The organism is Modestobacter lacusdianchii (assembly GCF_054177765.1).
On the sequence record NZ_JBJJTJ010000001.1, the window covers coordinates 282,816 to 300,647 of the forward strand.

Consider the following 17,832-nt stretch of genomic DNA (forward strand, 5'->3'; position numbering starts at 1 on the left):
TCAGCGGAGGCCGAAGACCGAGAGGGTGCCGTCGTCCTCGTTGCTGGTGAGGAACAGCTCGCGCGAGGGGATGGCCAGCAGGCCCTCGGGCGCCTTCCCGACCGGCAGCACCTGGAGCAGCTCGGGGGCGTCGTCCCGGTCGGTGTCGTAGACCAGGACGGCGTCCCCGCGCTCGGAGCCGATGAAGGTGTGGTCGACGCCGCGCATGCGGGCGACCTCCACGCCCTCGAACTCCGCGCCCTTGTCGTCGCTGCGGCCGTCGGGGTACGCGCCGGCCGCGGCGAGCGCCTGCTCGGCCGACCCGCCGCTGCTGTACAGCACCGTGCCGGTCTGGTCGAACACCGTCCAGCCTCGGCCGCCGGCGGGCTCCTCGGCCAGGTCGCCCTCGTCGGCGGTGACCAGGTTGCCGCGCAGCGTCCACTGCACGGCGTCCGGCTCGCGCGGCGCGACGAGCGTGTCGTCGAAGGCGATCACGTCGTCGTCGACGACGTCGGCGTCGGTGCGGGTGACGGTGCCGGCCGAGAAGGAGCCGACCACCCGCTGGCGGGCCAGGTCGACCAGGGCGACGGCGTTGTTCTCCTGCAGCGTGACGGCGGCGACGTCCCGGCCGTCGACGTCGACGAACTCCGGCTCCGGGTCGTCGGCGAACACCGCCCCGGGCAGGCCGGTCAGCTCGACCCGGGCGGCGGTCCAGGCGCTGACCGGGCCGCGCAGGTCGACGACGGAGAGGAAGCCGGCCGGCAGCTGCGGCAGCCCACCCGCCACGTCGCCGACCTCGACGTCCTCGTCGCGCTGGTTCTCGATGGCGATGGCGGCGAAGACCCCGCTCGGCCCGACGTCGATCGAGTCGGGCTGACCGCCCAGGTCGATGGTGCGCACCACCGCACGCCGCGGCAGGTCGACGACCGCCAGGTGACCCGAGGGCCGGGTCAGGTCGGTGGTGGTGTCGACGGCGACCAGGGCGTACCGCGCGTTGCTGAGCACGGTGACCGAGGTCGGCGAGCCGCCCACGTCGATCGAGCCGAGGTCCCGCGGGGCGGTGGGGCGGCTCAGGTCGACCAGGCCGATCCGGCCGAGCTCGGAGTCGGTGTAGACGACGGTGCGCCCGTCCGGGGTGGCGGAGATGATCTCGGCGACCTCGCCCCCCACCTCGACGGTGGCCAGCGGGACGAAGGTCCGCGCCGGCGCGGCGGTGGCGGGGCCGGCTGCGGCGACCAGCGCGAGGGCACCGAGGGTCAGGACGGCGGAGACGGGACGGAGCGGACGACGGAGCACGGGCCACCTCAGGAGTTCGGGTCGGGTCGCCGCCGACCCTGCTGCCCGCCGGGGTGCACCGGGTGACCGGACGGCGAACTGCCGGTGACCCGGACGAGGCGGGCCGGGTCAGCCCTGGTGCTCCCGGAAGATCCGCGCGGCCGGCCGGGGTCGGGTCGGCGCGCTGCCGGAGTGGAACCCGGCCCGCTTGTGCGTGCCGTCGCAGAACGGCTTGATGCCCGACTTCCCGCACCGGCACAGCGCGACCGTCCTGCGGCCGGGGTCGATCTCGTTGCCGTCGGTGTCGACCAGCCGGAAGTCCCCGCGCACGATGAGCGGACCGTCCCGGTACGGCGTGATCGTCGCCGTCGGCTCGTCGGCCGGCGGCTCGTCACGGACGGCCTCGTCGGTCACGTCGTCGGCCGCCGGGAGCTGGGCGGTGGTGGTCTGCTGGTCCTCGGGCACCGGTCCGTGGTTCCCGGCGGGGACGCCGCTCAACCCCGGCTGCCCGGGTGGGTGCGCTGCACGGCGGCCGCGGTGGCGGCCTCCCCGTCGGCGAGGAGCCCGGCGACCACGCCGTCCACGTCGGCGGCCGGGCGGTTCTGCGACGCCTTCCACTTGGCCTCGACCCGGGTGATCCGCACCTCGACCCCGACGATCGCCCGCAGCTGCCCGGCGACGAACCGCTCCGGTGCGTCGGTGACCGCCCACGGCTCGGTGCGGCCGGCCTCGTGCGCACCGGTCAGTGCGGCGACGTGCTCGGCCAGCCAGTCGGGGTCGGTGTGCACCACCAGCTCGCCGTGCACGTGGGCGACGACGTAGTCCCAGGTGGGCACCACCCGGCCGTGCTCGGCCTTGCTGGCGTACCAGGACGGCGACACGTAGGCGTCCGGCCCGCGGACGATGGCCAGCACCTCCCCCACGGTGTCCCGCCACTGGGTGTTGTTGCGGGCCAGGTGGCCGGTGAGCGTGCCGGCCCGCGGGTCGTGCAGCATCGGCAGCGTCGTCGCGGTGAGCCCGGCCGGGGTGCTGCTGACCAGGTCGACGGCGCCCGGGGCGGCGAGCAGCTGGGCGAGGGCGTCGTCCGGGGCGGTGAAGTGCGCGGGCACGTACACGGTGCTCAGCCCTCCTCGCGGCCGTAGAAGACCCGCTCGACCACCGTGCGGGCGTGCCGGGTGACCCGGCGGTAGTCGTCGACGAACTGGCCGGCGTCCACGTCGGGGCCGTAGCCGCAGGCGCGGGCCACCCCGTTGAGCTCCAGGCCCTGCCGGGGCAGCTGGTCACCGGGCCGGCCGCGCACCAGGAAGACCGCGTTGCGCGCCCGGCTGGCCAGCTCCCACGCCGACCGCAGCGCCTCGACCTGGCCGGCGTCCAGCAGCCCGGCCTCCCCGAGCGCGGTGAGCGCGGGCACCGTCGGGGTGACCCGCAGCGGCGGGTGCGCCGCGGCGTGCTGCAGCTGCAGCAGCTGCACGGTCCACTCGACGTCGGCCAGCCCGCCGCGGCCGAGCTTGGTGTGCGTGGCCGGGTCGGCGCCGCGGGGCAGCCGCTCGCTGTCGACCCGGGCCTTGATCCGGCGGATCTCGGCCACCTGCTCGGGCGTGAGCCCCTCGGCCGGGTAGCGCAGCGGGTCGACCAGCGCGACGAAGTCCCGGCCCAGCGTCTCGTCGCCGGCCACCGGCGCGGCGCGCAGCAGCGCCTGCACCTCCCACGTCGACACCCACCGCTGGTAGTACTCGGCGAAGGCGCTCAGGCTGCGCGACAGCGCGCCCTGCCGGCCCTCGGGGCGCAGGTTGGCGTCCACCTCGAACGCCGGGTCCGGCGCCGGCTCGCCGAGCAGCCGCCGCAGGGCGTGCGCCACCGCGTTGGCGACCTGGCTGGCCCGGGTCTCGTCGTGCCCGGGCCGCACCCGGTGCACGAACAGCACGTCGGCGTCCGAGCCGTACCCGAGCTCGGCCCCGCCCAGCCGCCCCATCCCGATCACCGCGACGTCCACCGGGACGTCGGCCACGTCGCTGCCGGACTCGGCGGCCCAGCTGCGCACCGCGGCGTCCAGGCCGGCCCGCAGGGTGGCGACGGCGACGTCGTGCAGGGCCCGGCCCACGCCCGTCACGTCGAGCCGGCCGAGCAGGTCGGCGCAGGCGATCCGCAGCAGCTCCTGGCGACGCAGCGAGCGCAGCACCCGCACCCCGGCCGATGCGTCCCCGGCCCGGGCCACCGCCTGCCGCCAGGCGGTGCTCAGCGCCTCCGCGCTGCGCGGCTCCAGCTGCGCGTCGTCGGCCAGCAGGCGCATCGCCTCCGGGGTGCGGGTGAGCAGCCCGGCCACGTACTGGCTGGACCCCAGCAGCACGGCCAGCCGCTCGGCGGTCTGCCCCTCGTCGCGCAGCAGCCGCAGGAACCACTGGTCGTTGCCCAGCGCCTCGCTCACCCTGCGGTAGGCCAGCAGCCCGGCGTCCGGGTCGGCGCAGGAGGCGAAGGTCTGCAGCAGCACCGGGAGCAGGTAGCGCTGCATCGACGCCGACCGGCTCAGCCCGCCGGTGAGGGCGGTCAGGTGCCGCAGCGCGCCGTCGGGGTCGGCGAAGCCCAGCGCGCGCAGCCACTCCCCCGCCGCCTTCGACCCCAGCGCCAGCTGCTCACCGGGCACCCGGGCCACCGAGGTCAGCAGCGGCCGGTAGAACAGCTTCTCGTGCAGCCGGCGCACGACCCGGGTGTGCAGCGCCAGTTCGGCCTGCAGCACCGCGACCGAGTCGCCGCGGTCGTCGGGCTTGTAGCCCAGCGAGCGGGCCAGCCAGCGCAGCTGGTCGTCGGCCACCGGCAGCAGGTGGGTGCGTCGCAGCCGGAGCAGCTGCAGCCGGTGCTCCACGGTGCGCAGGAACCGGTAGGAGGCGACCAGCGTCGCGGCGTCCTCCCGGCCGATGTAGCCCCCCGCGCCGAGCACGGTCAGCGCCGGGATCGTGCCGCCCACCCGCAGCGAGACGTCGGCCCGGCCGTGCACCAGCTGCAGCAGCTGCACGCTGAACTCCACGTCGCGCAGCCCGCCCCGACCCAGCTTCAGCTGCCGGTCGACCTGCGCGGCGGGGATGTTCTGCTCGACCCGGCGGCGCATCGCCTGGATCTCGGCCACGAACCCTGGCCGGTCACCGGCCTTCCAGACCAGCGGCCACAGCTGGTCGACGTACTCGCGGCCCAGCGCCGGGTCACCGGCCACCGGGCGCATCTTCAGCAGCGCCTGGAACTCCCAGGTGCTGGCCCACTGGTCGTAGTACGCCCGGTGACCGGCCAGGGTGCGCACCAGCTGACCGCGCTTGCCCTCCGGGCGCAGCGCGGCGTCGACCTCCCAGGCGGCCTGCCCGCAGATCCGCATCAGCGCACCGGCGACCCGGGCGGCGCTGGCGACGGCGGCCGCGTCGTCCTCGCCCTCCTCCACCGGCTCGGCGACGAAGACGACGTCGACGTCGCTGACGTAGTTGAGCTCCCGGCCACCGCACTTGCCCAGCCCGATCACCGCCAGCCGGCAGGGCGCCGCGTCGGCCGGCTGCTCGGCGACGGCCAGCGCGAGGCCCGCGGTGAGCACCGCGCCGGCGATGTCGGCCAGCTCGGCGGCCACCTCGTCGGCCGGCAGGCCGTCGGCCAGGTCGCGGCCGGCCAGCGACAGCACGGCCCGCAGGTAGGCGTGCCGCAGGTCGCGCACCCGGGCCGGGCTCGCGTCGGGGGCGGCGGACCCCAGCCGCACGCCCCACGGCGGGTCGTCGGGGTCGGCGCCCACCGCGAACAGCAGCTGCTGCTCCAGCTCCTGCGGGCTGGGCCGCGGCGCCGCGCGGTCCTCCACGTCCAGCACGACCCAGTCGGTCGGGTGGGCGGCCAGGTGGTCGGCCAGCCCGGCGGAGGCGCCCAGCACCGCGATCAGCCGGGCGCGCAGCCCGGCCGAGCCCCGCAGCCGGGCCAGCAGCGCCGCGGCGAGGCCGCCGTCGGGGTCGGCGTCGTCGAGCGCCTCGACCAGCCGGGTCAGCGAGCGGACGGCGAGGTCGGGGTCGCCGACCCGGGCGAGCGCGGAGACCACCGGCGCGGCCTCGGGGTCGGCCGGCTCGTTGCGGTCGAGGTCCCAGAGCCCCAGCGCCGGGGAGGCGAGCAGCCGGGCGGCCCGGGCACCGTCGTGGAAGCCCAGCCGCACCAGCCGGACGACGGCCCGGCGGGGCACCTCGTCGTCGACCTGCGGGGCGGTCGACACGGGTCAGGCCCCGGTCGCGGCGCGGGCGCGCACCAGGTCGGCGAACCGGGCGGCGAACGGCGCCCAGACCTCGGCCAGGTCGTCGAGGACCGCGGCGGCCCGGGCGCAGATCGTCGGCACGTCCAGCCCGCTGCTCGCCACGCCCACGGCGTCCCCGGTGGCCCACTGGCGCACCAGCGCCTCGTCGGTCTCGATGTGGAACTGCAGCCCGTAGACGTGCTGCCCGACCCGGTAGGCCTGGTTCTCGTAGCGGGGGTTGCTGGCCAGCAGGGTGGCCCCGGCCGGCAGCCGGTCGATCTCGTCGTGGTGCCACTGGAGCACGTCCGGGGACAGCGGGACCGGCCCGAACAGCGGGTCGGCGTCGGCGGCGTCCCGCTTGGCGACCAGGGTGGCGCCGACCTCGGGGCCGCCCGCGCCGACCCGGGTGCTGCCCCCGCCGACCTGGGCCAGCAGCTGCGCGCCCAGGCAGATGGCCAGGGTCGGCACGTCGGCGGCCACCGCCTGGCCCAGCAGGTGCCGCACCCCGACCAGCTCCGGGGAGGTCTCCTCGTCGTCCAGCGAGGACTGCGGACCGCCCAGCACCAGCAGCCCGTCGAAGCCGGTCAGGTCGCCCGGCAGCGGCTCCCCGGTCGACAGCCGGCGCTCGTCCAGCTCGAGTCCGGCGTCCCGCAGCCACTCCCCCAGCCGGGTCGGCGGGTCGGTGTCGGAGGGGACGACGACGAGCAGTCTGGCCACGCCGCAGAGCCTAACGGCGTCGTCCCGGGCTCCCGGGGGCTGCGCCGGTCGTCCGTGCGACACGTCGCGGGGACGCCCGTCGGGGCTCCCGTACCGGTAGCGTGCCGCCGACCACGAGGAGGGCACCCCATGGACGACGAGCGCAGCGGAGCACGCGGACCGGCCCGGTGGCTGGGCTGGGGGGTCGTCGCGGTGCTCGCCGCCGCCGTCGTGGCCGGCACCGTGGTCGTCACGGACCAGGCAGCGGGCTCCGCGGCGGCGGGGACCCCGGCGGCCCGGTCGACGGCACCGACGGCCACCACCTCCGCTCCGACGAGGGAGGTGCTGCTGCCCACGCCCACCTCGCACGTCGACGGGCCGCTGCCCGAGGTCGCCGGCCGGCCCGTCGGGGAGGCGGTGCCGGCGCTGGAGGCGGCCGGGGCCCTCGTCGAGGTGTACGACGCGCGGGCCTGGGGTCGGGAGGTCGGGCCGGACTGGCAGGTCTGCGGCGTCGGCGAGATCTACCTCGGCGACGGCACCCCGACAGGACAGGTGAGCGTCCCGGCGGTGCCGGCCGGCGACCCCTGCCCCTGACCCCGGGCCACCCCGCCGCCCGGCTGGGCGGCGGGGGCCGTCACGGCTAGAGGCCCGGCAGGTAGCGCTTGAGCTCGAAGGGCGTGACGTTCTGCCGGTAGGAGTTGAACTCCTCCCACTTGTTGCGCAGGAAGAAGTCGAAGACGTGCTCGCCCAGGGTCTCGGCGACCAGCTCGCTGCCCTGCATCGCGGTCAGCGCCTCGCCCAGGGAGACCGGGAGGTCCTCGTAGCCGGCGGCCCGGCGCTCGGTGTCGGTGAGCGACCAGACGTCGTCCTCGGCCTCGGGCGGGAGCTCGTAGCCCTTCTCGATGCCACGCAGGCCGGCGGCCAGCAGCACGGCGAAGGTGAGGTAGGGGTTGCACGCGGAGTCCGGCGACCGCACCTCGACCCGGGCGGAGTTGCCCTTGTTCGGCTTGTAGGAGGGCAGCCGCACCAGCGCCGACCGGTTGGCCCGGCCCCAGGTCGCCGCGGTCGGCGCCTCGGTGCCGGCCAGCAGCCGCCGGTAGGAGTTCACCGTCTGGTTGGTGACCGCGGTCATCTCCCGGGCGTGGGTGAGCAGCCCGGCGATGAACTGCTTGCCGGTGGTCGACAGCCGCATCGGGTCGGCCGGGTCGGAGAAGGCGTTGCGGTCGCCCTCGAACAGCGACACGTGGGTGTGCATCGCGGAGCCCGCCAGCTCGGTGAACGGCTTGGGCATGAAGGTGGCGTGCACGCCCTGGGCCAGCGCGACCTCCCGGACGACGTGCCGCAGCGTCATGATGTTGTCGGCCATCGACAGCGCGTCGGCGTAGCGCAGGTCGATCTCCTGCTGGCCGGGGGCGACCTCGTGGTGGCTGAACTCCACCGAGATGCCCATCGCCTCGAGCGCGAAGACCGCCTCCCGGCGGAAGTCGTGCGCCACGTTGTGCGTGGACAGGTCGAAGTAGCCGCCGACGTCGGCGGGCTCGGGCGGGCTGCCGTCGCTGGGCAGGTCCTTGAGCAGGAAGAACTCGATCTCGGGGTGGGTGTAGAAGGTGAACCCCATGTCCGCGGCCTTGGCCAGCGCCCGGCGCAGCACGTGCCGCGGGTCGGCCCAGGCCGGTGAGCCGTCGGGCAGCGTGATGTCGCAGAACATCCGCGCCGTCTCGCTCGCCTGCCCCCGGGAGCCGGGCATCACCTGGAAGGTGGCCGGGTCGGGCTTGGCCAGCATGTCGGACTCGTAGACCCGGGCGAAGCCCTCGATCGCCGAGCCGTCGAAGCCGATCCCCTCGGCGAAGGCCGCCTCGATCTCGGCCGGGGCGACGGCGACGGCCTTGAGGTAGCCCGACACGTCGGTGAACCACAGCCGCACGAAGCGGATGTCGCGCTCCTCCAGGGTGCGCAGGACGAACTCCTGCTGGCGGTCCATGGCGGTCATGCTGCACTCCGGTCGTGACGAGGGTGTTACGGCCCCCTCAGCCTGCCTCCTCCGGCGAGCCGGTGGAAGCAGGCAGGAGGTCGGGCGGGTCCTGCGGGCGACCGGCCGGCCGGCACCGCGCGGCTCCCCGCCTGGCCGACACCCGGGGGCGCCGACCAGACTCTCGTGCGTGAGTGATCAGCAGCGGACGGCGGAGTCGGCACGACAGCTGCGGGTGGCCCTCGCCCAGGTGGACACCCGGGTCGGCGACCTGGCGGGCAACGCGGAGCTGGTCGTCGACCGGACCCGCCAGGCGGCCGCACGCGACGCGCACCTCGTGGTCTTCCCGGAGATGACCCTGACCGGCTACCCGGCCGAGGACCTGGTGCTGCGGGAGTCCTTCGCCCGGGCCAGCGAGCAGGCGCTGGTCGACCTGGCCGCCACGCTGGCCGCGGTGGGCCTGGGCGGCACCGCCGTCGTCGTGGGCTACCTGGCGCACACCGAGGGCAGCGGGCCGGCGCCGGTGGACCGGGCACCGACCGACGCCGACGACTCCCCCGGCGACGCCAACCCCCGCCGGGGTGCCCCGCGCAACGCCGCGGCCCTGCTGCACGGCGGCACCGTGGTGGCCCGCTACCACAAGCGGCACCTGCCCAACTACGGCGTCTTCGACGAGGCCCGCTACTTCGTGCCCGGCACCGAGCTGCCGGTCGTCCGGCTGCACGGGGTCGACGTGGCGCTGACCATCTGCGAGGACCTGTGGGTCGAGGGCGGCCCGTGCGGGGTCGCCGGACAGGCCGGGGTGGACCTGGTCGTCTCCCCCAACGCCTCCCCCTACGAGCGGGCCAAGGACGACCTGCGGCTGCCGCTGGTGCAGCGCCGCGCCGCCGAGGCCCGGGCCACGATCGTCTACTGCAACCAGGTCGGCGGGCAGGACGAGCTGGTCTTCGACGGCGACTCGCTCGCCGTCTCCCCCGACGGCGAGCTGCTGGCCCGCGCCCCCCAGTTCGTCGAGCACCTGCTGACCGTCGACCTGACGATCGACCCGGCGGCCGTGCCCGAGCGGCGGGAGGGCCGGCTCGGCCCGATGACGGTCACCCGGCACCTGGTCTCCGACGCCCCGGTCGCCCCCTACGAGCCGCGGCCGGGCACGGTCGCCGAGCCGCTGACCGACTGCGAGGAGGTCTGGCGGGCCCTGGTGCTGGGGCTCAAGGACTTCATCGACAAGAACGGCATGCCCTCGGTCGTGCTGGGCATGTCCGGCGGGATCGACTCGGCCCTGGTCGCCGCGCTCGCCGTCGACGCGCTCGGCCCCGACCGGGTGCACGGGGTCGGCCTGCCCAGCGAGTACTCCAGCGAGCACTCGCTCAGCGACGCCGCGGACTCCGCGCAGCGGCTGGGCATGCACTACTCCGTCGTCCCGATCGCGCCGATGGTCGAGGCCTACCGGGGTTCGGTGGAGCTGACCGGGGTGGCCGCGGAGAACCTGCAGGCCCGGGTGCGCGGCACGCTGCTGATGGGGCTGTCCAACCAGCACGGCCACCTGCTGCTGGCCACCAGCAACAAGAGCGAGGTCGCCGTCGGCTACTCGACGCTCTACGGGGACGCCGCGGGCGGCTTCGCCCCGATCAAGGACGTGCTCAAGACCCTGGTCTGGGACCTCGCCCGCTGGCGCAACTCCTACGCCCGGGACCACGGGCAGGTGGAGCCGATCCCGCAGAACTCGATCGACAAGCCGCCGTCGGCCGAGCTCGCCCCCGGCCAGCAGGACAGCGACTCGCTGCCCTCCTACGAGGAGCTGGACGCCGTGATCACCGACTACGTCGACCGCGACCTCGGCATGGCCGAGCTGCTCGATCGGGGCCACGACCCCGAGGTGGTGGCCCGGGTGCTGCGGCTGGTCGACCTGGCCGAGTTCAAGCGCCGCCAGTCCGCACCGGGCACCAAGATCTCGTTGAAGGCCTTCGGCCGGGACCGCCGGCTGCCGATCACCAACCGCTGGCGGGAGAGCCTGCCCAGCGTCCGCGAAGGAGCAGGCGCATGACCGAGTCGGTGCTCTACGGGGGCGGCTCGACCGCCCGGGTCCGCATCCACCACCTGCAGAAGGCCAAGGAGCGCGGGGAGCGGTGGGCGATGCTCACCGCCTACGACACCTACGCGGCGCAGGTGTTCGAGGAGGCCGGCATCCCGGTGCTGCTGGTCGGCGACTCCGCCGGCAACGTCGTCCTGGGCCAGACCTCGACCGTCGCGGTGACGGTGGAGGACCTGCTGCTGATGACCAAGGCGGTCACCCGCTCGACGAAGCGGGCGCTGATCGTGGCCGACCTGCCCTTCGGCAGCTACGAGTCCGGTCCGCAGCAGGCCTTCGACACCGCGGTGCGGATGATGAAGGAGGGCGGCGCGCAGGCGGTCAAGCTGGAGGGCGGAGTGCGGGTCGCCCCGCAGATCCAGGCGCTGACCCAGGCCGGCATCCCGGTGATGGCGCACATCGGGTTCACCCCGCAGAGCGAGCACGCCCTCGGCGGCTTCCGGGTGCAGGGCCGGGGCGCCGGTGCCGAGCAGCTGCTCGCCGACGCGCACGCCGTGCAGGAGGCCGGGGCCTTCGCCGTCGTCATGGAGATGGTGCCGGCGCAGGTCGCCGGGCAGGTGACGAAGGAGCTGGCCATCCCCACGATCGGGATCGGCGCCGGCGCCGACTGCGACGCCCAGGTGCTCGTCTGGCCGGACATGGCCGGGATGACCGCCGGCCGGGTGCCGAAGTTCGTCAAGAAGTACGCCGACCTGCGCGGCGAGCTGCTGCGCGCCGCCCAGGAGTACGCCACCGAGGTCCGCGACGGCGTCTTCCCCGGCCCCGAGCACTCCTTCGACTGACGACCTCCGGGCGTCCCCGGCCAGGTCCCGACCCCGGGGCCGCTGAGCCGGGGACGTCCGCGGCCGTGCGGCCGCTGTGGCAGGGCGGCGCGGGGGCCGGATGCCTCCCGCCGTCAGGCCACGACACAGCTCAGCCGAACCGGGGACGGCTCCTGGCCGCGGTGCGGCCCGGAGGGTCGCGGTGTCACACGTCGGTGATGCGGATGCCGGCGTGGGCCTTGTAGCGGCGGTTGACCGAGACCAGGTTGATCGTCAGCGCCTCGACCTGGCGGGCGTTGCGCAGCCGGCCGGCGTAGACCCCGCGCATCCCGGGCAGCCGCCCGGCCAGCGCCTGCACCAGGTCGGTGGCCTCCCGGACGTCGCCGACGACCATGACGTCGCCCTCCAGGGTGGGCGTGGAGAGGTCCTCCAGCGTCACCGCGGACAGGTGGTGGAAGGCACCGACCACCGAGCTGTCCGGCAGCAGCACGGCGGCCTGCTGGCAGACGCTGCCCTCGGCGACGTCGAGCACGTAGGCGCCGAGCTCGTCCCAGCCCATGGGCACCACGCAGTCGACGACGACCTTGCCGGCCAGCGGGGTGGCCAGCTCGGCGAGGGTCTCGGCGTGCCCGGCGTAGGGGACGGCGACGACCACCAGGTCCGCGGCGCCGGCGACGTCGGTGTTCGACCCACCGCGCACCGACACCTCGACCCCGCCGGCCGCGGCACCGGCCCGGACGGCGACCTCGGCCGCCACCTGCTCGGCGCGCTCGGCGTCCCGGGAGCCGAGCAGCACCCGCTGCCCGGCGGCGGCCAGCCGCACCGCGAGCCCGCGGCCCTGCGGCCCGGTGCCCCCGAGCACGCCGACCACGAGGTCCTCCACCGCACGTCCGTCCGTCACGACCCCTCCAGTCCCTCGGGCGCCCTGCCGGGCACGCCTCTGCCGAGGATCATGCCCCGGCGGCCGCGACCCGGCCGATCGGGTCGGTGGCCGGCGGTGCCGCGGCAGCGGATCAGCGCCGGCCCTCCTCCCACGCCTGGTCGGCGGCGTCCTGCTGCTCGTTGCGCTCGGCGACCTTCTGCAGCGCCGACTCGGCCTCGGCTCGGGTGGCGTACGGGCCGAGGCGGTGGCGTTCGGCGCAGCCGTCCCGGTCCTCGACGGTGTGGTGCTTCAGGCAGAAGTACCAGGGCCCCTGGGTCAACGTCGCTCTCCCTCCGGTGGGTGCACGGGCACGTCCAGCCTGGCACCCGGGTGGCCCACCCGCCCCTCCGGCCACAGGTGCCCCACCCGCCCCGGCAGGGGCGCGGGTTCCGGAAATGGCGTGCCTCAGCCGGTTATGCCGGCGGCCGGGCTGCGGCATGCTGCTGCGCATGGTGGGGGCGCAACGGCCCGGTACGGGCCATCGGCACCGGGAGCGGTCCAGGCCGCTGCACGACCTGCCCCGCCCGGGCGGCGAGCACCGCCTCGTCGCCTGGTGCCTGGCCGCGCTGTTCTGCGCCGGCGCGGCACTGGGGTCGATCAACCTGCTCGTGGACGGCGCACTGCGCGACGGGGTGAGCCGCCCGCTCTACGCCGGTGCGCTGGGGGCCTGCCTGCTGCTGGCCCTGGCGCTGGTGGTCCGGCAGCGCGCCGGGGAGACGTCGACCGCCGTCCTGGTGCTGCTGGGGGACGCCACCTACGTGCTGCTCGCCTGGGCCACCGCCGACCCGTTGCGGCACGCGCCGCCGCTCATGCTGTTGTTCTGCTGCTTCGTGGCCGCCTGGTTCCTGGACACCCGGGGCCTGGCCGTGCACATGCTGGCGGTGGTCGCGGCCTGCTGGGTCGTGCTGGTCGGCAGCTACCCGGACACCGTGTCGCTGCTGGTGCACGTCGCGGTCAGCGCCCTCACCCTCGACGTCGCGACGCTGGGGGTGTTCCTGCTGCGCCGCCGGGTGCAGCGGCTGCTGGCCGTCACCCAGGAGATGTCCTCCACCGACCCGCTGACCGGGCTGGCCAACCGCCGCTCGCTGGTCGACCACGCCCCGCGCATCTGGCGCCAGGCCCGCCGCGACGGCCAGCGCGTGGGTGCCCTCGTGCTCGACCTGGACCACTTCAAGCGGCTCAACGACGAGTTCGGTCACGCCGTCGGCGACGCGGTGCTGCGCAGCGTCGGGTCGGCGCTGGCGGCGTCCGTGCGCCCCCCGGACGTGCTGGCGCGCACCGGCGGCGAGGAGCTGGTCGTGCTCGGCCTGGTCGCCGACCCCAGCGAGGCGCGCCGGCTGGCCGAGCGGCTCCGGCTGGCGGTCAAGGGCAGCGTGGTCGGCCAGCAGCACCAGGTGACCGTCTCCATCGGGGTGGCGCTGACCGGCCCGGCGGACGGCGAGGACCCCACCGACGCCCTGTGGCGGCTGGTCGACTGGGCCGATGCGGCGATGTACCAGGCGAAGCAGGGAGGCCGCGACCGGGTCGTGGTGGCCGGGAGCACGGTCGTCCCGTTCCGCCGGGTCGGCAGCTCCCACCCGACCGCCGGGGGCATGGCCTGACCTGCCGGACACCGCCGGATCACTCCGAGCGGGACGGCCGGCGGTCTGCTTTCCTGCCTGCATGACCGTGATCACCGAGCGCGCCACCCCGGACCCCACCCGCACGGTGCCCCTCCCCCTCCGGGACCAGGCCGACGTCCGTGACCGCTGGCTCACCCAGCGGCTGCTGGACCTCCTCCCCGGTCTGATGGACCGGGCCGGGATCGACCTGTGGGTGGTCATCGGCCGGGAGTACAACGAGGACCCGGTGCTCCCGACGCTGCTGCCCGCGACCTGGCTGTCCGCCCGGCGGCGCACGATCCTGATGTTCCACCGCAGCGACGACGGGGTCACCGCGGTCGCCGTCTCCCGGTACCCGGTCGGTCAGTTCCTCCCCGCCTGGGAGGCCGACGACCAGCAGGGGCTGTCGGCCGAGGACGCGCAGTGGGCCGCGGTGCGCCGGTTCGTCGACCAGGCCGCACCGCGCACCATCGGGGTCGACGTCTCCCGGGTGTTCGCCCACGCCGACGGGCTCTCCCACACCGAGCACGAGCTGCTGGTGCAGGCCCTGGGCCCGCACGCGGAGAAGCTGGTGTCGGCCGAGGAGCTGGCCGTCGGCTGGCTGGAGACCCGGCTGCCGGAGGAGATCGGCGCGCTGCACGCGATGAACCGGCTGGTCCACGAGGTGATCGACGAGGCCTTCTCCCCCGCCGTGATCACCGTCGGGGAGACCACCGCCCTGGACGTCGCCTGGTGGATCCGCCAGCGCTTCGCCGACCTGGGCGTCGACCCCTGGTTCCAGCCCACCGTCGGCCTGCAGCGGGCCGGCAGCCCCCTGGCCGACGAGCGCGGCACCGTGCTGCCCGGCGTGCCCTACGACGCCGTCGTCTCACCCGGCGACCTGGTGCACTGCGACGTCGGGCTGTCGAGCCTGGGTCTGATGACCGACACGCAGCGCAACGCCTACGTGCTGCGCCCCGGGGAGACCGCCGCGCCGGCCGGGCTGGTCGCCGCCCTCGGCGTCGGCAACCGCATGCAGGACCTGACCACCGCCGAGCTGCGCCCCGGCCGCACCGGGGACGAGGTGCTCGCCGCGGCCCGCGCCGCCGCGGCCGCGGCCGGCATCGACGGCGACGTCTACTCCCACCCGGTCGGGGTGCACGGCCACGGCGCAGGCCCGGCGATCGGCATGTGGGACCAGCAGGACGGCGTCCCGGGCGCGGGGCAGGCTGCCGTGCACCCGGACACCGTCTACGCCCTGGAGCTGTGCGTACGGGTGCCGGTGGCCGAGTGGGGCGGCCAGCTGGTGCGGATGGCGCTGGAGCAGGGCATCGCGCTCACCGCGGCCGGGGTGGAGTACCTGGACCAGCGGCAGACCGAGCTGATCCTCATCCCCTCCGCCTGACGGGCGGTCAGCCGGCGGGCGGCGGCCCGCCGGCGGCCAGCTCGGCGCGCAGCCGGCGCACCTCCTCGGTGAGCGCCCGCACCTCGGCGCGCATCGCCTCGTCGGCCGCGGCGTCCGCGGCGTCGTCCTCGGCCCGCGCCGCGTCGGCGACCCGGCCGACGAACCAGGAGGCGACCGCGGCGGTCACCACACCCAGCAGGGCGATGCCACCGACCATCAGCAGCCCGGCGACCAGCCGGCCCTCGGTGGTGACCGGGTACTCGTCGCCGTAGCCGACCGTGGTGATCGTGGTCAGCGCCCACCAGACCGCGTCGCCGTAGCTGGTGATCTGCGCGTCGGGGGCACCGCGCTCGGCGTCGTAGGCGGCCAGCGAGGCCATGAAGACCACCAGGGAGGCGGTGAGGGTGACGTAGGCGGCGACCCGGCCGTGCAGCGTCGTGGTGAGCCGGCGGTCCAGCACCCGTGCGACCCGCACCAGGCTGACGATGCGCAGTGGCCGCAGCAGCGGCAGCAGCACGGCGACGCCGTCGATCCAGTTCTGCCGGACGAACCGCCACCGCTGCTCGGCCAGCACCAGCCGGAGCAGGTAGTCGGCCAGGAACACCGGCCAGGTCACCAGCGTGACCACCCCCAGGGTGGCCCGCAGCCAGCCGGGCAGGTCCGGCCGCAGCACCCCCCAGGCGTAGGCCGCCACGAACAGCAGGGCCAGCACCACCAGCGGCCACTGGCTGACCTCTTCGTAGCGCCGGCGCAGGTCCTCCCGAGTCACCCGATCAGTCTGGCCGGGTCACTTCTCGCGGGCCTCGGCGGTCTTCCGGTCGTTGGACCGCTGCAGGGCGTCGGCCAGCTCCTCCTTGTCCATCGTCGAGCGGCCCTCGATGCCGGCGTCCTTGGCCAGGTCGTAGAGGTGGGCCTTGGAGGCGTTGGCGTCGACCCCGCCCTTGCTGTCCAGGTCGGTGCCGGCGTTGCCCTCGGCCGACTGCTGGTCGCTGGGCCCCTTGTGGTCCTTGGGCTCCCAGTGGTCGCCCACCTTCTCGTGGGTGTGCTTGACCGCGCCCCACGCGACCCGGTTGGCGCGCTGCTCGTCGCCGTACTCCTCAGCGGCCGAGTCGTGCGCCTTGGCGAACGTCCGCTGGGCCTTCTCGTCCGAACGCTGCAGGGTGCTGGGGATCTCGTCCTGCTCAGCGTCGCCGTTCTTCGTCGTCTTCGGCATGACGGCTCCTCTCGTCGCTGCCCGGCCTACCCGGCGGGCACGGGCACCATGCACTGCCCCCTCGCGCCCTAGGCTGTCGGCCGGATGAGGAGGACCCAGTGACCGACACCCAGGCCCGCGGGGTCACGATCGCGACCATCGCGGCGGAGGCCGGGGTCTCCGTGCCCACGGTCTCCCGTGTGCTGAACGGGCGCTCCGACGTCGCCCCGCACACCCGGGAACGCGTGGAGCAGCTGCTGCGCGACCACGGCTACCGCCGCCGGGGTGGCCGCACGAGCACCACGGCGCGCCTGATCGACCTGGTGTTCAACGACCTGGACAGCCCCTGGGCGGTGGAGATCATCCGGGGCGTGGAGGACGCTGCCCACGCGGAGGGGGTCGGCACGGTGGTCACCGCCATCCACCGCCGGGCCAGTGACACGCGCAGCTGGCTGGACAACCTGGCCGGCCGGGCCAGCGACGGGGCGATCCTGGTGACCAACGAGGTCGACCCGACGCTGGCCGCGGAGCTGCGCCGGCTGCACGTCCCCGCGGTCGTCATCGACCCGGCCGGCGTCCCGGCCATGGACGTGCCCACGATCGGCGCCACCAACTGGGCCGGTGGGCTCAGCGCGACCGAGCACCTGATCGGGCTCGGGCACCGGCGGATCGGGGTGATCGCCGGCATCCCCGCGCTGCTGGCCAGCCGCGCGAGGCTGGACGGGCACCGCGCCGCGGTGGAGGCGGCCGGGCTCACCGTCGACCCGGACCTGGTGCTGGTCGGCGACTTCGACCACGAGTCGGGGTTCCGGCTCGGCGCCCAGCTGCTGGACCACCCCGAGCCGCCGACGGCGATCGTGGCGGCCAACGACCAGATGGCGCTGGGCGCCTACGAGGCGGTGCGACAGCGGGGACTGCGGGTGCCCGAGGACGTCAGCGTCGTGGGCTTCGACGACCTCCCGGGTGCCCGGTGGTCGTCTCCCCCGCTGACCACCGTGCACCAGCCGCTGGCCGAGATGGGCGCGCTGGCCGCGCGCACCGTGCTGCGGCTGGTCCGTGGTGAGGAGCTGGAGGTGCCGCGGCTGGAGCTGGCCACGGCGCTGGTGGTCCGGGAGAGCACCGCACCGCCCCGGGGGCGCTGAGCCCCCGGGGCGGTGCGGACCGGTCGGCGCTGCGGGTCAGTCGGCGGTGTCGGAGGACTGCCGGTGACCGCCCTGGGCGTCGTCCGGGTCGGCGTGCACGGTGCGCTCCTCGGACTCGGCCAGGATGACCGCGGCCTGCTTCTCCGGGTCGGCGCTCGGCCCGCTGGAACGCTCCTCGGGCAGCAGTTGCGCCCGGGTCTCGACGTTGTGCTCGGTGACGTTGGCGATCGCCTCGGGCGAGGGGTCCTTCATGTCGGGCACGGCTGCCTGCCCTTCTTCAGAAGCGGTGCTGCTCGGTGGAGATGCCGAGGGCCTCGGCCACCTCCTGCACGTTGGCGAACTCGGCGTGGGCCGGCAGCCGGTTCAGCGAGGCGAGCACCCGGTCGGGCGCGTTGGACTCCTGCGCCCTGGCCACGAGGGTGTCCTTGTCGGCCGGCCACACCTCCTTGCCCAGCGCCTCGGCGATGGCGGCCCGGTGCTCGATGTCGGACGGGTCGGTGCCCGGGGACGTCGCAGGCTGGTGGGGGTCGGTCATGAGGTGGTGCTCCGTTCTCTCGTGCGGCCGCGTCGCGGCCGGTG

The 17,832-nt window shown here is 75.3% G+C and carries 18 protein-coding genes; 6 read left to right on the forward strand and 12 right to left on the reverse strand.

Annotated elements, in window-relative coordinates:
• The 5 genes from ACJTNH_RS01335 to ACJTNH_RS01355 form a co-directional block, all read right to left on the reverse strand.
• Window positions 1-1,275, reverse strand: coding sequence for a hypothetical protein (locus ACJTNH_RS01335; RefSeq protein WP_458172438.1), 1,275 nt, complete (start codon window positions 1,273-1,275; stop codon window positions 1-3).
• 108 nt (window positions 1,276-1,383) lie between these two features.
• The gene (locus ACJTNH_RS01340) at window positions 1,384-1,719 is read right to left on the reverse strand and encodes a CDGSH iron-sulfur domain-containing protein (RefSeq protein WP_458172440.1); all 336 of its coding nucleotides are present in this window, start codon (window positions 1,717-1,719) and stop codon (window positions 1,384-1,386) included.
• A gap of 29 nt (window positions 1,720-1,748) precedes the next feature.
• Window positions 1,749-2,369, reverse strand: coding sequence for an FMN-binding negative transcriptional regulator (locus ACJTNH_RS01345; protein ID WP_458172442.1), 621 nt, complete (start codon window positions 2,367-2,369; stop codon window positions 1,749-1,751).
• 5 nt (window positions 2,370-2,374) lie between these two features.
• Window positions 2,375-5,479: a bifunctional [glutamine synthetase] adenylyltransferase/[glutamine synthetase]-adenylyl-L-tyrosine phosphorylase gene (locus tag ACJTNH_RS01350; RefSeq protein WP_458172443.1), complete on the reverse strand. Its 3,105-nt coding sequence runs from the start codon at window positions 5,477-5,479 to the stop codon at window positions 2,375-2,377.
• 3 nt (window positions 5,480-5,482) lie between these two features.
• Window positions 5,483-6,214, reverse strand: a complete 732-nt coding sequence (locus tag ACJTNH_RS01355; RefSeq protein WP_458172444.1) for a type 1 glutamine amidotransferase — start codon at window positions 6,212-6,214, stop codon at window positions 5,483-5,485.
• Between the two features lie 129 nt (window positions 6,215-6,343).
• Here ACJTNH_RS01355 and ACJTNH_RS01360 point away from each other — a divergent pair, with 129 nt between their 5' ends.
• Window positions 6,344-6,787 carry a hypothetical protein gene (locus ACJTNH_RS01360; RefSeq protein ID WP_458172445.1) on the forward strand — a complete coding sequence of 148 codons (444 nt, stop codon included), beginning with the start codon at window positions 6,344-6,346 and terminating at the stop codon, window positions 6,785-6,787.
• A gap of 46 nt (window positions 6,788-6,833) precedes the next feature.
• Here the strand turns inward: ACJTNH_RS01360 and ACJTNH_RS01365 are convergent, their stop codons facing one another.
• Entirely contained in the window at window positions 6,834-8,183 is a 1,350-nt protein-coding gene (locus ACJTNH_RS01365; RefSeq protein WP_246625831.1) for a glutamine synthetase family protein, read from the reverse strand.
• A 169-nt stretch (window positions 8,184-8,352) separates the two neighbouring features.
• On the opposite strand from ACJTNH_RS01365, the gene ACJTNH_RS01370 reads away from it, so the two are divergent.
• Together ACJTNH_RS01370 and panB are read left to right on the forward strand one after the other, a co-directional pair.
• On the forward strand, window positions 8,353-10,206 hold the full coding sequence (locus ACJTNH_RS01370; protein WP_458172446.1) for an NAD+ synthase: 1,854 nt from the start codon (window positions 8,353-8,355) through the stop codon (window positions 10,204-10,206).
• A complete protein-coding gene (gene panB, locus ACJTNH_RS01375; protein ID WP_458172447.1) occupies window positions 10,203-11,033 on the forward strand; it encodes a 3-methyl-2-oxobutanoate hydroxymethyltransferase in 831 nt (276 codons plus the stop codon). The genes ACJTNH_RS01370 and panB overlap by 4 nt, the downstream gene beginning before the upstream one ends.
• A 184-nt stretch (window positions 11,034-11,217) precedes the next feature.
• Here panB and npdG read toward each other — a convergent pair whose 3' ends face one another.
• Window positions 11,218-11,913 carry an NADPH-dependent F420 reductase gene (gene npdG / locus ACJTNH_RS01380; RefSeq protein ID WP_458172448.1) on the reverse strand — a complete coding sequence of 232 codons (696 nt, stop codon included), beginning with the start codon at window positions 11,911-11,913 and terminating at the stop codon, window positions 11,218-11,220.
• A gap of 112 nt (window positions 11,914-12,025) precedes the next feature.
• Complete coding sequence (locus ACJTNH_RS01385; RefSeq protein WP_458172449.1) at window positions 12,026-12,214, reverse strand: hypothetical protein; 189 nt, start codon at window positions 12,212-12,214, stop codon at window positions 12,026-12,028.
• A gap of 157 nt (window positions 12,215-12,371) precedes the next feature.
• Between ACJTNH_RS01385 and ACJTNH_RS01390 the strand changes: the two genes are divergently transcribed.
• Window positions 12,372-13,535 carry a diguanylate cyclase gene (locus ACJTNH_RS01390; RefSeq protein ID WP_458172450.1) on the forward strand — a complete coding sequence of 388 codons (1,164 nt, stop codon included), beginning with the start codon at window positions 12,372-12,374 and terminating at the stop codon, window positions 13,533-13,535.
• Window positions 13,536-13,596: 61 nt separating this feature from the next.
• Window positions 13,597-14,919: a M24 family metallopeptidase gene (locus ACJTNH_RS01395; RefSeq protein WP_458172452.1), complete on the forward strand. Its 1,323-nt coding sequence runs from the start codon at window positions 13,597-13,599 to the stop codon at window positions 14,917-14,919.
• A gap of 7 nt (window positions 14,920-14,926) precedes the next feature.
• Here the strand turns inward: ACJTNH_RS01395 and ACJTNH_RS01400 are convergent, their stop codons facing one another.
• Both ACJTNH_RS01400 and ACJTNH_RS01405 read right to left on the reverse strand, forming a co-directional pair.
• On the reverse strand, window positions 14,927-15,688 hold the full coding sequence (locus ACJTNH_RS01400) for a potassium channel family protein (RefSeq protein WP_458172454.1): 762 nt from the start codon (window positions 15,686-15,688) through the stop codon (window positions 14,927-14,929).
• 18 nt (window positions 15,689-15,706) lie between these two features.
• Window positions 15,707-16,132, reverse strand: coding sequence for a ChaB family protein (locus tag ACJTNH_RS01405; RefSeq protein ID WP_458172456.1), 426 nt, complete (start codon window positions 16,130-16,132; stop codon window positions 15,707-15,709).
• Between the two features lie 98 nt (window positions 16,133-16,230).
• On the opposite strand from ACJTNH_RS01405, the gene ACJTNH_RS01410 reads away from it, so the two are divergent.
• Window positions 16,231-17,253, forward strand: a complete 1,023-nt coding sequence (locus ACJTNH_RS01410; protein WP_458172457.1) for a LacI family DNA-binding transcriptional regulator — start codon at window positions 16,231-16,233, stop codon at window positions 17,251-17,253.
• Window positions 17,254-17,289: 36 nt separating this feature from the next.
• Here the strand turns inward: ACJTNH_RS01410 and ACJTNH_RS01415 are convergent, their stop codons facing one another.
• Together ACJTNH_RS01415 and ACJTNH_RS01420 are read right to left on the reverse strand one after the other, a co-directional pair.
• Window positions 17,290-17,505, reverse strand: a complete 216-nt coding sequence (locus ACJTNH_RS01415; protein ID WP_458172477.1) for a hypothetical protein — start codon at window positions 17,503-17,505, stop codon at window positions 17,290-17,292.
• 25 nt (window positions 17,506-17,530) lie between these two features.
• On the reverse strand, window positions 17,531-17,788 hold the full coding sequence (locus ACJTNH_RS01420) for a DUF2795 domain-containing protein (RefSeq protein WP_458172459.1): 258 nt from the start codon (window positions 17,786-17,788) through the stop codon (window positions 17,531-17,533).
• Between the last annotated feature and the right edge of the window lie 44 nt (window positions 17,789-17,832).

Bases quoted from the DNA above. Each gene is read 5' to 3' on its own strand.
- ACJTNH_RS01390 (WP_458172450.1), top strand. From the start codon at position 12,372: ATGCTGCTGCGCATGGTGGGGGCGCAACGGCCCGGTACGGGCCATCGG.
- ACJTNH_RS01415 (WP_458172477.1), bottom strand. From the start codon at position 17,505: ATGAAGGACCCCTCGCCCGAGGCGATCGCCAACGTCACCGAGCACAAC.
- ACJTNH_RS01395 (WP_458172452.1), top strand. From the start codon at position 13,597: ATGACCGTGATCACCGAGCGCGCCACCCCGGACCCCACCCGCACGGTG.
- ACJTNH_RS01365 (WP_246625831.1), bottom strand. From the start codon at position 8,183: ATGACCGCCATGGACCGCCAGCAGGAGTTCGTCCTGCGCACCCTGGAG.
- ACJTNH_RS01360 (WP_458172445.1), top strand. From the start codon at position 6,344: ATGGACGACGAGCGCAGCGGAGCACGCGGACCGGCCCGGTGGCTGGGC.
- ACJTNH_RS01405 (WP_458172456.1), bottom strand. From the start codon at position 16,132: ATGCCGAAGACGACGAAGAACGGCGACGCTGAGCAGGACGAGATCCCC.
- ACJTNH_RS01420 (WP_458172459.1), bottom strand. From the start codon at position 17,788: ATGACCGACCCCCACCAGCCTGCGACGTCCCCGGGCACCGACCCGTCC.
- panB (WP_458172447.1), top strand. From the start codon at position 10,203: ATGACCGAGTCGGTGCTCTACGGGGGCGGCTCGACCGCCCGGGTCCGC.